This is a genomic window from Azospirillum sp. B510 (genome assembly GCF_000010725.1).
Classification (GTDB): Bacteria; Pseudomonadota; Alphaproteobacteria; order Azospirillales; family Azospirillaceae; genus Azospirillum; species Azospirillum lipoferum_B.
In genome coordinates this window covers 632009-647189 of record NC_013856.1, presented here as the reverse complement: position 1 = coordinate 647189, position 15181 = coordinate 632009, and the positions used below count along the sequence as shown (strand labels likewise).

At 69.0% G+C, this 15181-nt stretch carries 12 protein-coding genes; 4 read left to right on the top strand and 8 right to left on the bottom strand.

The annotated features are described in order from the left end of the window. Window positions 1-13: 13 nt before the first annotated feature. The 7 genes from AZL_RS24225 to msuE all read right to left on the bottom strand — a co-directional run bounded on the left by AZL_RS24225 (window position 14) and on the right by msuE (window position 6839). On the bottom strand, window positions 14-796 hold the full coding sequence (locus AZL_RS24225; RefSeq protein WP_012977067.1) for an ABC transporter ATP-binding protein: 783 nt from the start codon (window positions 794-796) through the stop codon (window positions 14-16). Window positions 797-838: 42 nt separating this feature from the next. Continuing rightward, entirely contained in the window at window positions 839-2185 is a 1347-nt protein-coding gene (locus AZL_RS24220; protein WP_012977066.1) for an ABC transporter substrate-binding protein, read from the bottom strand. 69 nt (window positions 2186-2254) lie between these two features. Next, window positions 2255-3310: a branched-chain amino acid ABC transporter permease gene (locus AZL_RS24215; protein ID WP_012977065.1), complete on the bottom strand. Its 1056-nt coding sequence runs from the start codon at window positions 3308-3310 to the stop codon at window positions 2255-2257. 3 nt (window positions 3311-3313) lie between these two features. Further along, complete coding sequence (locus AZL_RS24210) at window positions 3314-4201, bottom strand: branched-chain amino acid ABC transporter permease (RefSeq protein ID WP_012977064.1); 888 nt, start codon at window positions 4199-4201, stop codon at window positions 3314-3316. Window positions 4202-4204: 3 nt separating this feature from the next. After that, complete coding sequence (locus AZL_RS24205; RefSeq protein WP_012977063.1) at window positions 4205-5044, bottom strand: ABC transporter ATP-binding protein; 840 nt, start codon at window positions 5042-5044, stop codon at window positions 4205-4207. A gap of 69 nt (window positions 5045-5113) precedes the next feature. Beyond that, window positions 5114-6223 (bottom strand): dimethylsulfone monooxygenase SfnG, encoded by a 1110-nt coding sequence (gene sfnG, locus AZL_RS24200; RefSeq protein ID WP_012977062.1) that lies wholly within the window; start codon window positions 6221-6223, stop codon window positions 5114-5116. Window positions 6224-6263: 40 nt separating this feature from the next. Beyond that, window positions 6264-6839: an FMN reductase gene (gene msuE / locus AZL_RS24195; RefSeq protein WP_012977061.1), complete on the bottom strand. Its 576-nt coding sequence runs from the start codon at window positions 6837-6839 to the stop codon at window positions 6264-6266. 297 nt (window positions 6840-7136) lie between these two features. Here msuE and AZL_RS24190 point away from each other — a divergent pair, with 297 nt between their 5' ends. The 4 genes from AZL_RS24190 to AZL_RS24175 all read left to right on the top strand — a co-directional run bounded on the left by AZL_RS24190 (window position 7137) and on the right by AZL_RS24175 (window position 12697). Beyond that, entirely contained in the window at window positions 7137-9314 is a 2178-nt protein-coding gene (locus AZL_RS24190; RefSeq protein WP_173380518.1) for an aliphatic sulfonate ABC transporter substrate-binding protein, read from the top strand. Between the two features lie 174 nt (window positions 9315-9488). Next, a complete protein-coding gene (locus AZL_RS24185; protein ID WP_012977059.1) occupies window positions 9489-10346 on the top strand; it encodes an amidohydrolase family protein in 858 nt (285 codons plus the stop codon). Window positions 10347-10361: 15 nt separating this feature from the next. Further along, window positions 10362-11492, top strand: coding sequence for an FMNH2-dependent alkanesulfonate monooxygenase (gene ssuD, locus AZL_RS24180; protein ID WP_012977058.1), 1131 nt, complete (start codon window positions 10362-10364; stop codon window positions 11490-11492). Next, on the top strand, window positions 11489-12697 hold the full coding sequence (locus tag AZL_RS24175; protein WP_012977057.1) for an acyl-CoA dehydrogenase family protein: 1209 nt from the start codon (window positions 11489-11491) through the stop codon (window positions 12695-12697). Before ssuD ends, AZL_RS24175 begins: the two co-directional genes overlap by 4 nt. Before the next feature lie 14 nt (window positions 12698-12711). On the opposite strand, the gene AZL_RS24170 is transcribed toward AZL_RS24175, so the two are convergent. After that, window positions 12712-15093 (bottom strand): hypothetical protein, encoded by a 2382-nt coding sequence (locus AZL_RS24170; protein WP_012977056.1) that lies wholly within the window; start codon window positions 15091-15093, stop codon window positions 12712-12714. Between the last annotated feature and the right edge of the window lie 88 nt (window positions 15094-15181).

Sequence of the window (15181 nt, the reverse complement as noted above, 5' to 3'; positions counted from 1 at the left end):
TGGGTTGGTCCGGTCAGGCGGCGGCAGCGTCGGCGTTGGTGGCGGCGACGCCGAAGCCGAGGTAGAAAGCCTTGATGTCGTCGCGTTCGCGCAGGTCGGCGGCGGGGCCGTCCAGCACGGTGCGGCCGGTCTCCAGCACGGTGGCGCGGTCGGCGTGGCGCAGGGCGACGGTGGAGTTCTGTTCGGCGACCAGGATCGACAGCCCTTCCTCGCGGTTCAGGCGTTTCAGCGCGTCGAAGATGCTCTCGACCACCAGCGGGGCGAGGCCCATCGACGGTTCGTCGAGCACCAGCAGGCGGGGCCGCGCCATCAGCGCCCGGCCGATCGCCGCCATCTGCTGTTCCCCGCCGGAGGTCAGGCCGGCGAGCGTCCCGCGCTTGTCGCGCAGCCGGGGGAACAGGGCGTAGATGCGGTCCAGTTCGGACCGCTGGGCGATTCTGCCAAGCCCGCGCACCTGACCGCCGACAATCAGATTGTCCTCGACGGTCAGGGAGCGGAAACAGTGCCGCCCCTCCAGCACCTGCACCAGCCCGGCGCGCACCAGCTCGGCCGGGCTGCGGCGGGTGACATCCTCGCCGTCATAGACGATGCTGCCGGCGGCGATCTGGCCGCGCTCGGCCGGGAGCAGGCCGGACAACGCCTTCAGGGCGGTGGTCTTGCCGGCCCCATTGGCGCCGAGCAGGGCGACGATCTCCCCCGTCCGCACGCTTAGGCTGACGCCGGACAGCGCGCGGATGGCGTGGTTGTAGGTCGCCTCGACCCCGTCCAGCGACAGCAGCGTCTCGTTTATCGTCATGACGGCGGGACTCCTCTGCGCCCAAGTTCCGAGTGCTTCCGCTCAGTTGCTCGCCTCTTCGGCGGCGGGGTCGCGGACCTTGATGCCGTGTTCGGCGGCATAGGCCAGCGACGACTTCTCGATGATCGGGCGCAGCAGCGCCCAGTCCGGGGCGATCCAGTCGGACACCACCTTCCACTTGGCGCCGTCCCATTGCTGGAAGGTCACGCGGCCCTCGCCCTCGTGGTTGGCGACGCTGACGTTGATCGAGTGGAACAGGCCCTTGGCCCCCAGCGCCTCGACCCGCTTGGGATCGAGCCGCAGATGCTCGAAGCCCCAGCGCACCTCGTCGCCGGTCAGGGCGCGCTTGCCGAACTTCTCCTGGGCGATGCGCACCGCCTCGACATTCAGGATGCCGTTCACGATGCCGAGATTGTGATAGACGCTGCCGATCCGCTTCTTGTCGTCGAGGTTGCCCTTGCCGGCGCCGTAGACCGCCTTGACGATCTCCTGGAGCACCGGATATTCGGCGCCCGACGCCTGGGTGGTGATGGCGGTGTAGCCCTTGGCGGCATCGCCGGCGGGGATCACGTCCTCTTCCGAATTGGACCAGACGTTGCCGACGATGTGGTCGGCGGGGAAGCCGACCTTCTGCGCCGTCTTCAGCGCCACCGGATTCATCACGCCCCAGCCGCGCAGGACGACATAGTCCGGCTTGGTCCGGCGGATCGACAGCCATTGCGACTGCTGCTCGTTGCCGGGATGCGGCACCTCGATCTGCTCGACCGAGAAGCCGTATTTCTCGGCCAGCAGCTGGTAGATCGGGATGGTTTCCTTGCCGTAGGGGGAGCCGTGGTAGAGCACCACGATCTTCTTGCCCTTCAGCTTCTCCAGCCCGCCTTCCCGCGCGCCGATGTAGTTCACGATGCCCGAGCTTTCGCTGTAGGGGTTCAGCAGCAGCGGGAAGACATATTTGAAGACGCGCCCGTCGGTGCTGTCGGTGCGGCCATGGTTGACGGTGATCAGCGGAACCTTGTCGCGGCCCACATCGTCGATCATGGCATAGGCGATGCCGACCGACAGCGGGTTCCAGGCGGCGACGCCGGGCCGGTTCTTCTGCCGCTTGTAGCATTCGACGCCGCGCTCGACCTCGTACTGGGTCTCGCACTCGTCCCAGGTCAGCTTGACGCCGTTGACGCCGCCGTCCCGGTTGTTGACCAGGGTCAGATAGTCGATGAAGCCGCCGAAGAAGCCGGTGCCGCCGGCGGCATAGGGGCCGACGCGGTAGCTTTGCAGCGGGAAATACTGCTCGTCGGCTTGCGCCGCGCCGGGCAGCAGGGCGGCGGTGCCGATCAGCGCGCCGAGCAGGGCGGCCTTCAAGGGCAAGAGGCGGGTGTTCGGACGCGACATCTGGTGTGTCTCCGTGGGAGTGGTTGGTTCTTGAAAAAGGGGCGGCAGGCCCCGGATGGCGTGTGGCGGTCAGCCGGGTGGTTGGACGCGCCGGGTGATCCGGCTCCAGGTCCGATCGAGCAGGGCGGTCAGGCCCGCCGGCTCGGCGATCAGGAAGGTGACGATCAGCAGGCCGAGCACGATGCGCTGGCTCATTTCCAGGACGCCGCTGTCGAACAGTCCGCCCAGCAGCGCCTCGCCCAGCCGGGCCAGCAGCAGCGGGAAGACGACGATCAGCGCCGCCCCCAGGAAGGCCCCGCGCAGCGAGGCCAGCCCGCCGATGATCACGATGAACAGGATTTGGAAGGAGCGGTCGAGGTTGAAGCCGGCCGGCTCCACCGTGCGCAGATAGGCGAAGGCCCACAGCACCCCGGCCACCCCGATGATGAAGGAGGAGACGGCGAAGGCCAGCAGCTTCACCCGCAACACCGGGATGCCGATCACCCGCGCCGCCGTCTCGTGGTCGCGCAGGGCGACCAGGGCGCGGCCGGTCGGGCTTTCCACCAGCCGCCACACCGCCAGCGTCACCGCCGTCACCACGCCGAGCGCGAACAGGTAGCGGCCGGCGGAACTGTCGAGCGTGAAGCCGGCGACCGACAGCGGCGGCACGGTGACGATGCCCGACGGGCTGTCGTTGGAAAACCAGCCGACCTTGTTGAAGATCCACTGCACGAAGAACTGGGCGGCCAGCGTCGAGACCGCGAGGTAGAAGCCGCGCAGCCGCAGGCTGGGCAGGCCGAACAGCAGCCCGACCGCCGCGGCGATCAGCCCGGCCAGCAGGATGTCGAGCAGGAACGGCACGCCAGGCAGGCGCAGCGCCAGATTGTAGGCGGCATAGGCCCCCACCGCCATGAAGGCCGACGATCCCAGCGACACCTGCCCGGCATAGCCGGTCAGGATGTTCAGCCCCAGCCCGGCGAGCGCCAGCGCCAGGAACGGCGTCAGGATGGCGTCGAACAGATATTCGCTGCCGACCAGCGGCAGGACGCCATAGGCGACGATCAGCAGCAGGGCGATGCCGGGCAGGGCGGGGGAGACGCGGCGCGGCGCGGCCGCCGGGGTCTTTTCAAGCGCGAGATCGGTCATGGCTCAGACCCTTTCCACCAGCTTGGCGCCGAACAGACCGGACGGGCGGATCAGCAGGAAGCCGAGGGCGGCGACATAGGCGATCCAGCCTTCGATGCCGCCGCCGACGAATGGGCCGAGATAGACCTCCGCCAGCTTCTCCACCGCGCCGACGATCAGGCCGCCGACGATGGCGCCGGCGATGGAATCGAAGCCGCCCAGGACAAGGACCGGCAGCGCCTTCAGCACCACCAGCGACAGCGAGAACTGCACGCCCAGCCGGGCTCCCCACAGCAGGCCGGCGACCAGCGCCACCACCCCGGCGGCGGTCCATACCGCGGTCCAGATGCGATCGAGGCTCAACCCGACCGCGAGCGCGGCGAGCTGGTCGTCGGCGACGGCGCGGAAGCCGAGCCCGATGCGGGTGTAGCGGAAGAACAGGGTCAGCGCCGCCACCATCGCCCCGGCCACCGCCGCGGCGAACAGGTCGAAGCTGCTGATCAGCACGCCGCCAATCTCCAGCGGCAGATCGTCGATGCCGAGATCCAGCCCGTGCACCTGGGTGCCCCACAGCAATTGCGCGGCACCCTCGATGACGTAGGAGACGCCGAGCGTCGCCATGAACAGGGTGATCGGCGGCTGGTTGACCAAGGGGCGCAGCACGGTGCGCTCGATCAGCGCTCCGATGAGCGTCATCGCCGCCAGCGTCAGCAGGATCGCGGCCCAGAAGGGCAGCCCGCGCTCCGCCAGGCTGACGAAGGTCAGGGCGGCGAACAGCAGCAGCGCGCCCTGGGCGAAGTTCAGCACGCCGCTGGTCTTGTAGATCAGGACGAAGCCGATGGCGACCAGGGAGTACATCACCCCCGACAACAGGCCGCCGACCAGCACCTCGGTGAAGAATTGCCAATCCATCGCTCAGATTCCCTCGCCGGCTTCCAAGTCGTGGGCGACGCCGAGATAGGCGTCGATCACCACCGGATCGTTGCGGATCTCGTCCGGCGTGCCGTCGGCGATCAGCCGGCCGTAATCCAGCACGGCGATACGGTCCGACAGCCCCATCACCACGCCGATGTCATGTTCGATCAGCACGATGGTGGTGCCGAGATCGTCGCGGGCCGACCGGATGTAGCCGCTCAGTTCCCGCTTCTCGGTCAGGGTCATGCCGGCCATCGGTTCGTCCAGCAGCAGCAGGCGGGGCCGCGCCACCAGGGCGCGGGCCAGCTCGACCCGCTTCTGCACGCCATAGGGCAGGGTTCCGGCCGGGCGGTCGCGGACGCCGTCCAGATGCAGGAAGGCCAGCAGTTCCTCCGCCCTGGCATAGGCCTCCGCCCTTTCCCGCCGGGCTGAGGGCAAGCCGGCGACCTGGGCCAGCACCCCGGCGCGCAGCCGGTGCGACAGGCCGGCGGCGACATTGTCCAGCACCGACAGCCCCTTGAACAGCGCCAGATTCTGGAAGGTGCGCGAGACGCCGAGTTTCGCCAGCCGGTCGGTCGGCACGGTCGCGAAGCTGTGCCCGCCGAGCCAGACCCGGCCACGGTCCGGCCGGTAGAGCCCGCTGACGACGTTGAGCAGCGAGCTTTTTCCGGCGCCGTTCGGACCGATGACCGCACGGATTTCCCCCGGCGCCACGGCGAAGGAGACCTCGCTCAGCGCCGTGACGCCGCCGAAGGACAGCGACACCGCCTCCACCGCCAGCGCGGACGGGACAGTCCCCGCCGCAGGCGTGGGCAAGGAGTTGGAAAGGACGGCCGGCATGGGCGCGCTCCGCTCGAGACCTCGGGTTATGGGCGGGGGGAGGGGTCACCTCCCCCGTTGCGGGGTGGTTCAGGCGGCGACGGCTTCGCGCGCCTTGGCCGCTTCCAGTTCGCGGACCAGCGGGATGACGTGCTTGCCGAAATACTCGACCTCCTCCTGGAAATGCAGGAAGCCGAGCAGGACCAGATCGACGCCGATGGATTTCAGGTGGACGATGCGCTCCGCCACCTGGCGCGGCGTACCGATCAGGTTGGTCTTGAAGCCGTCATTGTACTGGACGAGATCCTCGAAGGTCGATTTGGCCCAGTTGCCCTCGCGCTCCGGCGAGGCGTTGCCGGCATTCTGGACCTCGTGGTGGAAGCCCTTCACCGCATCCGGATCGGCCTTCTCCAGGATCTCGTTGAGGACGGCGCGGGCCTCCTCCTCGGTTTCGCGGACGATGGCGAAGGCGTTGACACCGATCTTGGCGTGGTGGCCGGTGCCGGCTTCCTTGCCGCGGATGTCGTCGATCTGCGCCTTGATGCCGTCCGGCGTGTTGCCGTTGGTGAAGTACCAGTCGGACACGCGGGCCGCCATGTCGCGGGCGGCGCGGGAGCTGCCGCCCTGGAAGACTTCCGGCAGTGGGGCCAGAGGTTTCGGCTTCAGCGTGTAGTTCTCGAAATGGTAATAAGATCCGTTGAACGAGAAATTATCCTGGGACCAGACGCCGCGGATGACGCGGATGAACTCCTCGGACCGGCGGTAGCGCTCGTCATGATCCAGCCACGGCTCGCCGATCGCCTGGAATTCGCCGCGGAACCAGCCGCTGACGATGTTGACGGCGATGCGGCCCTTGGTGACGTGGCTGATGGTGGCGACCTGCTTGGCCAGCACCACCGGATGCCAGGGGCCGGGCAGCACCGCGGCGATGACGTTCAGCTTTTCCGTCGCCCCCAGCAAGGCGTGGGAGAAGGAGACCGATTCATGCTGGTTGTCGGCGCCATAGCCGGCGGTGAAACGGATTTGCGTCAGCGCATACTCGAAGCCCGCCTGTTCGGCGATCTGGGCGAGCTTGCGGTTGTAGTCGATGTCCCAGCTCGTGCGCTGTTCGATCTTGCTGATGACGAGGCCGCCGGACACGTTCGGAACCCAATAGGCGAACTTCACGGCGTCGGTGCGGTCGGTCGTGGTGGCGGTCATGGCGGAGTCTCCGGGAGGGAAGGCGGGAGTAAAGAGGGAATCAGGCGGCAGCCAGCGATGCGTTGGCGGGAGCCGCCAATCGGCCAAGGCCGGCGATACGCGCCGCCTCGTCGGCGGCGCGGGCGGCGCGGGCGGCGATCTCGGGGCTGCTCAGGCGGTAGTCGGTGAAGTCGCTGTCCTGGGCGAAGACGCCGGTCGGAACCGTGTGGGCCAGGAAGAAGCCGAACAGCGGGCGCAACTGATGCTCGATCACCAGGGCATGGCGCGGGCTGCCGCCGGTGGCGGTCAGCACCACCGGCACGCCCCCCAGGGCGTTGGGGTCGATGAAGTCGATCAGATGCTTGAACAGCCCGGTGTAGGAGCCCTTGTAGACGGGCGTGCCGACGACCAGCAGACCGGCGCCGGTGATGGCGTCCAGCGCGTCCGCCACGCGCGGCGGCAGAGCCTTCGGATCGGTCAGCGCCCCCAGCTCCGGCGCCAGTTCGCCGATGACGATGTCGGTGCGGTGGATGGGGATTTGCGCCTCCACCCCCTCCACCACGGCATCGATCAGGGCGCGGGTGCGGGAGCGGGCGCCGAGATTGCCGGAGACGGTGACGACCTTGATCTTGCCCATTTTACACAAGCTCCAGTGCGGGATGGTCCGGAGCCATAGGGGCAATCAGCGTGCCAAATCGGTAAATTATTGATCTTGCTGGAAACAGTATGTCGGACCTGTTGAACGCCCCGCTTCATACGCAACAAACTTCACACTGTTCATGCTGCACATGCAGCAGAATCAATGCATCATGGGAAAGTGAATGCGGGGCTATGAACATAATCAGTTTGTAATATTGAATCCATTTCCATATTGATACACTGGGAAATGATCGGGGTGACCCGACGATGCCCGCCCCAGGAAGCAGGTGCCGCCATGACCAGGATCCCGCCCAGTGACCGCTGGCCCGCCGCGACAGCCTTCGACGCCGCTCCCCGCCTGGGGACCGGCCCGTCCTCCTGCCGGTTCGACGCCGCCGCCTTACCGTCCGTCGCGGTCGGGCAGGCGGACGGTTGCGGAACGGGCATCGATGCCGCCGGCTACGAACAGCGCCGCATCGTCGCCTTCGATCCGGCCAGCCGGGGCCGCAAGCCGAAGATCCGCGCCACCGCCATGGTGTTCGAGGATCCGCGGTCGCAACGGCTCCAGGCCGATCTCGACCGGCTGGCGCCCAGCGACGCCACCGTGCTGATCATAGGCGAAACCGGCACCGGCAAGGAACTGGTCTCTCGCTATATCCACAGCCGCAGCCGCCGGGCCGACGGCCCGTTCGTCGCCGTCAATTGCGGCGCCTTCACCGACACGCTGGCCGAGGCCGAGCTGTTCGGCTTCGAGAAGGGGGCCTTCACCGGCGCGCTCAAGACCCAGGCCGGCTGGTTCGAGGCGGCCCATGGCGGCACTCTGCTGCTGGACGAGATCGGCGACCTGCCGCCCGCCCTTCAGGTCAAGCTGCTGCGCGTGCTCCAGGAGCGTGAGGTGGTGCGTGTCGGCTCGCGCAAACCCATTCCCATCGACGTCCGCGTCATCGCCGCCACCAACGTCGATCTCGAGGCGGCGGTGGCGGCCAAGCGTTTCCGCGAGGATCTGTATTTCCGCTTGAACGTCGCCTCGGTCCGGCTGGCGCCCTTGCGCGAGCGGCCGGGCGACATCCCGCCGCTGGCCGAGCATTTCCTCGACCTTCACAAGGAGCGGCTCGGCCGGCCCGAACTGTCGTTGAGCGCCGAGGCTTTGCGCCGGCTATCCCTCTGCCCCTGGCCGGGGAACATCCGCCAGCTCGAGAATGTGCTGCACAACGCCGTTCTTCTGGCGCCGGGTCCGGAGATCGGCACGGATGATGTCCGGCTGCGCTGCGAGGGGCATGGCCGGCTATCCGGCTCCGCCGAGCCGCTGCCCTGCGATGTCGAGGGCGCGGTCAAGGCGCTGGTCGCCCGCGCCATCGCCAATGGCGAATCCGAACTGTATGAGCGGCTGGTCCGCACCGCGGTGCGCAGCGCCTTCGAACTGGCCGACGGCAACCAGATGCGGGCGGCGGAAAGCCTGGGCATCACCCGCAACGCCTTCCGCACCCAACTGGCCCATCTCGGCGCCATCGCGCCGCGCCGCCGTCCCGGCGCGGCGGAAGCGGGCGAGGAGCGGTTTGCCAAGCCGTCCTCCTCACCCCGTCCGGCCCAACCGCCGGCGCCACTCGTGGATCTGCCGATCGGCTATCAGAAATTCGGCACCTCCAGCATTCTGAAGATGCGCGGCGCGGTGGAACAGCGGTTGGCCGCCCATGGCTACCGCGTCACCTGGAGCGAGTTCGTATCCGGTCCGCAGATGATGGATGCGCTCGGCAGCAAGGAGGTGGAGTTCGTGGCGACCGGGGAGGCGCCGCCGGTCTTCGCCCAGGCCGCCGGCGTGCCGCTGGTCTATGTCGGCTACGATCCGCCCGCCCCCAATGCCGAGGCGCTGCTGGTCCGCCGCGACAGCCCCTTCCGCGGCACCGCCGACCTGCGCGGGCGCACGGTGGCGCTGCATACCGGGTCGAACGTCCATTACTTCCTGCTGCGGGCGTTGCAGGCCTATGGGTTGACGCTGGACGACGTGCGCATCGTCCATATGCAGCCGGCGGCGGCGCTGGAAGCCCTGCTCGACGAGATGGTCGATGCCTGGGCGATCTGGGATCCTCTGCTGTCCTCCGCCCAGATCCGCGACGACACGCGGGTGCTGACCGACGGCAACGGGCTGGTGCCCAACCACCAGTTCTATCTCGCCAACCAGAGCTTCGCCGACCGCAACCCGGAGGCCGTCGCCATCCTGCTGGACGAGGTGGGAAAGGCCGGCGAATACGCCGCCCTCCATGCGGCGGAGGCGGCGCGGAGCATGACCCGCGATCTTGGCATCGCCGCGCCGGCGCTGGAGCTGGCCTTCAGCCGGCTTACCTATGGCGCCAAGCCGCTCGACGACCGGGCGGTGCGGCGCCAGCAGGCGGTCGCCGACAGCTTCCACGCCTCCGGTCTGCTGAAATCCAGCATCTCGGTGCGTGATGCGGTGTGGTCCGGCGCCTGGGTGTAGACATGAAAGTGTGCAATCGGCGCTGCCGATGCAGCAATTTCCCGGTGGCGGCTGTTGCGATTGCAGCGCCGCCACCGGGGAAACCGCTCTTCAAGCTCTTGGGAACAAAGGAAAACACAGGTTGGCACCGTTGTTGCGCTTATCCGGCGGACACCGCAACCGGAGACCGCAACCGTGTCCCGCAAGATCATCGACCTGCGCAGCCGTCCCGCCTTTCTGCATGATTTCTACGGGGCGACCCCCGGCACCCCCGGCTTCGAGACGGCCAGATGGCTGAACCGGCGGGTCGGCACCCGCGGCGACGACAGCCATTTCACCCGCTCCCACACGCTGGACGGCTTCCTGTCCGATGTGCGGGAGGCCGGCATCACCGCCGCTGCCATCATCGGCCGCGACACCCCCGGCGTCAGCACCTCCAACGACCGGGTGCATGAGCTGGTCGCCGGCCGGCCGGAACTGATCGGCGTCGGCTCCGTCGACCCGCAGCGCCAGGGCACCGCCGCCGCGGTGGCGGAGGCGGGGCGCGCCGTCACCACGCTGGGTCTGAAGGGCATCAATCTGGAACCCGGTTTCCTCGATCCCGCCATTCCCTTCGACGATCCGTCGCTGCTGCCGGTCTATGACGCCTGCGACCAGCTGAAGGTACCGGTCTTCCTGATGACCGGGCCGACGACGCCGGACCCGCGCTTCAACGATCCCGCCCCGGTCGGCCGCATCGCCCGCGAGTTCCCCACCCTGAACATCGTCATCCACCACGGCTTCTGGCCGCATGTGGCCGAGATCATCGGCATCGCCTTCCGCCATCCCAACGTCCATATCGTGCCGGACATGTACATCTTCCTGCCCGGCAGCCGGCTCTATGTCGAGGCCGCCAACGGCTTTTTGCGCGACCAGCTTCTGTTCGGCAGCTCCTACCCGTTCCGGCCGATGAAGCAGACGGTGGAGGATTTCCTGAAGCTCGGCTTCGACGGGGCGGTGCTCGACGGGCTGCTGTTCGACAACGCCCGGCGCCTGCTGGCGCTCGATCTCTGAGCGGAGGAGCGACCCATGGACATCTTCTGGTTTCTGCCGGTGCATGGCGATGGCCCCTATCTGGGCAGCCAGATCGACAGCCGGGCCGCGTCGCTGGCCTATCTGACGGAGATCGCCCAGGCCGCCGACCGGCGCGGCTATCACGGTGTGCTGGTTCCCTGCGGCAAGGCCTGCGAGGAGCCCTACATCGTGTCGGCCGCGCTGATCGCGGCGACCGAGCGGCTGCGCTTCCTCGTCGCCACCCGGCCCTCCTCGATGACGCCGACCTTCGCCGCCCGGCTCGCCGCCGGGCTGGACCGGCTGTCGGGCGGGCGCTTCTACCTGAATGTGGTGGCCGGCGGCGACGCGGCGGAGCTGGCCGGCGACGGCGTCTTCCTCGACCATGACGCCCGCTATGCCCAGGCGGCCGAGTTCTTCACGGTGTGGAAGCGGGTGCTGGCCGGCGAGACCGTCGATTTCGCCGGCCAGCATGTGACGGTGAAGGGCGCCACCGTGCCGCTGTCGCCGGTGCAGCGTCCCCATCCACCGCTGTTCTTCGGCGGCTCGTCGCCCGCCGGCCATGCCGCGGTGGCCGAGCATTTCGACACCTATCTGACCTGGGCCGAGCCGCCCGACGCGGTGGCGGCCAAGATCGCGGATGTACGGGCGCGGGCGGCGGCCCATGGCCGCACCCTGTCCTATGGCCTGCGCGTCAACATCATCGTGCGGGAGACCGAGGCCGAGGCCTGGGCCGCCGCCGAGACGCTGATCAGCAAGATCGACCGCGGCGCCGTCGAGGCGGCGCACGGCGCCTTCCGCCGCTTCGAATCCGAAGGCCAGCGCCGGATGACCGAGCTGGCGTCGCGCCCGGATCTGGTGGTGGCGCCCAATCTCTGGGCCGGGGTCGGGCTGGTGCGCGGCGGGGCCGGAACCGCGCTGGTCGGCAGTCCGCGCCAAGTCGCCGACCGGCTTCTGGAGTACCGCGACCTCGGCATCGACAGCTTCATCCTTTCGGGATATCCCCATCTGGAGGAGGCGCACCGCGTCGCCGACCTGCTGTTCCCGCTGCTGCCGGTGACGGCGCCGCCGCCGGCATCCCAGGCCGCGCCCGACGTCGCCTTCGTCAGCCCGTTCGGCGATCTCCAACCGGCGCGGAGCGCGTCATGAGCATCGTTCCCCTGTCCAGCCCGGCCCTGCGCGGGGCGCTGGCCGACCTGAAAAGCCTGCTGGCCGAAACCGCCGTCGCCCGCGACCGGGCCGGCGGCACTGCCAAGGCCGAGCGCGACGCCATCCGCCGCTCCGGTCTGCTGACCCTGGCCATCCCCCCCGCCTATGGTGGCGAGGGGGAGGGTTGGCCGGCGATCCTGGGGGCGGTGCGGGAACTGGCGCAGGTGGATTCCTCGCTCGCCCATCTGTTCGCCTTCCATCATCTGATGGTCGCCTCGATCCTGCTCTACGCCAACCCGACCCAGAAGGCCGGGCTGCTGACAGCCACCGCCCGGCGCACCCTGTTCTGGGGCAACGCGCTGAACCCGCTCGACCGCCGCACCCGGTTGACGCCGGCCGGAGAGGGGGGTGAGGAGGAGGGTGAGGAGCCGCTGGCCTGGATCCTCGACGGAACCAAGAGCTTCTGTTCCGGCGCCAGCGATTCCGACCTGTTGCTGGTGTCGGCGGACGGGCCGGACGGGGTGTTGCGGGTCATGGTGCTGCCGACCGACCGCGCCGGCATCGCCGTGCTGGATGATTGGGACGCCATCGGCCAGCGCCAGACCGACAGCGGCACCGTTACCTTCACCAATGTGGCGGTGTCGGCCGCCGACATCCTGGGACCGCCGGGGCCGTTCGGCGACGTCGCCGCCAGCCTCAGGCCCTGCATCGCCCAGGCGATCCTGTCCAGCCTTTATCTCGGCATCGCCGAGGGGGCGCTGGCGGCGGCCCGCGCCTTCACCCTGGCGGAGGGGCGGCCCTGGCGGGCGTCGGGCGTGGCCAGCGCCGCCGAGGATCCCTATCTCCTCCACCATTTCGGCGAGGCGCAACTCGCCATCGCCTCGGCCGACGCGCTGGGCGGTCCGGCGCTCGACCGGCTGCAACGGGCGTGGGAGCGCGGGCGCTCGCTGGGAAGCCAGGAGCGGGGCGAGACCTCGCTCGCCGTCGCCACCTTCAAGCTCGCCGCCGCCCGCGCCGGGCTGGACGCCGCCAGCCGGCTGTTCGACATCACCGGCGCGCGCGGGGCCGCCGGGCGCTATGGCTTCGACCGTTTCTGGCGCAACATCCGCACCCATTCCCTGCACGACCCGCTGGACTACAAGCTGAAGGAGCTGGGAGTCCACGCCCTGACCGGCGCCCTGCCGGAGCCGGGCTTCTATTCCTGACCGGACGTCCGTTCTCAGACGGTCAGGAACAGCGCCGAGGTCCAGACCCGCGACTGGTCGCGCTGGCGGGCGGTGAGGAACAGCGGATGTTCCCGCCCCGCCGCCAACCCCAGACCGGCCAGCGGGATACGCCCGGCAAGGTCGCGGGGGAGCGGCGCCTCGGTCACCCGCTCCACCGTCACCTCCAGCTCGGTGCCGGGCAGGGTCCGGCGGATCGATCCGGCGGCGGCGGAGCCGTCGCCCAGCAGCGTGTCGCCGTCGATCTCCAGCACTGCTTCGGGTGCGTGCGGGTTGGGCGGCGGCGTCAGCGGGTTGCCGACCTTCACATAGGTGCCGATGTCGAGATGGACCTGGATGCGGGTGCCGGCCAGCCGCGACAGCGTCAGTTCCACCCCGTCGGTGTCGCCATGGGTCACCGTGCGCAGCGCCACGGTGGTGGCGTCCTGGCGCCAGAATCCCTGTTCGGGATGGTCGAAGCCGAAAGGCTCGACCCGCTGCACCGCCGCCCCGGTGACGGTGATGCCGCCGCTCCAATAGGCGCCACGATAGCGGTCCTTGATGCGGGCGCCGCCGAGCCGCAGACGGATGCGCCGTTGCGACAGGCCCAGCTCGCGGTGCAGGTCGCGCTCCCACAGCAGAGTCTCGCCGTCATAGAGCCGCAGGCTTTCCCATCCGCGGTCGCCGAGCAGCCGGTAATCGAGCGTGTCGGTCGCCGCCGCTTGCGCCACCTCGCCCATCCAGCGCTCGCCCAGCCGCAGGCTGGCGAAGCTGCGCTCGCCCGTGGTGGCGAAGGTGCGGCGCGACCGTAATGCCCGGCCGATGGTGGCGCGGTCGAGCCGGTCGGCCAGCACCCCGGTCAGCCCGCCGCGCGCGCCGAACACGGCGGTTGCCGGCGCGCCGCCGCCGCAGCGGCCCTGATGCTCGTCGCTGCTGGCCGAGGCGCCGAGCCGGTAGCCGCGGGCCAGCGCCTCGGCATAGACCCAGTGGAACTGGCCCCAGGCGGAGCCGATTTCGATCAGCCGTTCCAGCTCGGGATGGTGCCAGTCGAGATTGCAGCGCCGTCCGCCGACATGCGGGATCAGCAGATGGCCTTCCGGGTCGTCCTGATAGGCGGCATAAAGATCGTCGAGCGGCCAGGCGCCGGGACGCAGCTTGCCGCGCGTGGACTCGTTCCATTCGAAGGATCGGACCGGCTGGCCCCGGCTGTCGGTGGGGAATTGCGGCACGCCGTCGCGCAGGAACACGACATTATGGTCGCCACCCGCCGCCGAATTGCCGCACCATTCGGTGCCGGGATAGCAGACGAAGCGGCCGGCCTCGTTGAAGCGGTCGATCAACCCGACCGCCTCGCTCCAGGCCTTTTCGGTGACGTTGAAGTCGTTGGCGGTGTAGCCCAGCACGTCCAGCCCGGCGATGTCGCGGCCGTAGGACAGGTTGTAGGCGGTATCGTTGGTGCCGACCGTGTCGTTGGAATGGACATGGAGGTCGGCGTAATAGGCGCGCGGCGCGTCCTCCTCGACGGTGACGAAGGCCTCCGCCGGGACCAGCCCGTCAGCGGTGGCGGTGATGCGCCACTCCCCGGCCGACAGCGTGGTCTCCCGACGATGGACCAGCCAGCCATGGGCATCGGGGTTGGGCGAGAGCGTCAGCGGCTCCACCGTTTCTCCCTGTGGCCCCGCCAGGGTCAGGGCGGCGTCGATGGTGCCGTCGGTGCAGCAATTGCCCCAGACATCCTCGGCGCGCAGCAGCAGGCTGGCCGGGCCGGGAGTGGTCAGGCGCGGCGCCACCAGACGCAGGGCGGCAGGATCGCCGGCAACGATGTCGATCACGCAGTCGCCGGGCACCTCGGCATATTTCTGGCTGCCGAGCGGGTCGATGAAGACGCGGAAGCGGAAGCCCTGCTCGACGAAGCTCTGCACCCGCGTTCCCGGCCCGCCGCGCCGCCGGTCACCCAGCCGGACGACGATCCGGTCGCCGGGATTGAGGTAGCCGTCGATCACGTCGATGACGATGGCTTTCTGATAGGGACGCTCGTGGCCTTTCTGGTCGAAGCGCACCTTCAGCGCCTGGATCGTCGCCGGACTCTGCCCCGGCACCAGCGGCCCGGCCTCATACTCCGCCGAGACGTAGTTGGCGGCCTGCGGGTCGCTGGTCTGGAACAGCGCCCAGTCGGAATAGAACTTCATCGCCAGCTTGATGCCGGCCCCGTCGGCGAGGCCCGACGCGCCGACCTCGTAGACCAGCCGCAACTCGGTCCATTCACCGGCGACCAGCCGGCGGTGCGAGCAGCTGGTGGACCCCAGGAAGGGGCGGTCCTTGTTGCGCTCGTACAGCCCGACGGGGGCGATGTGGCGGGGGGTGGTCGCTGGGCTGTCGGTCATCGGGCTGTCGGTCATCGGACTATCCTTGGAGCATGGCAATCGGGCCGGCTCGGATGCGGCGCCGCTAATACAATACCATACATGTAATACATTATAATACAAA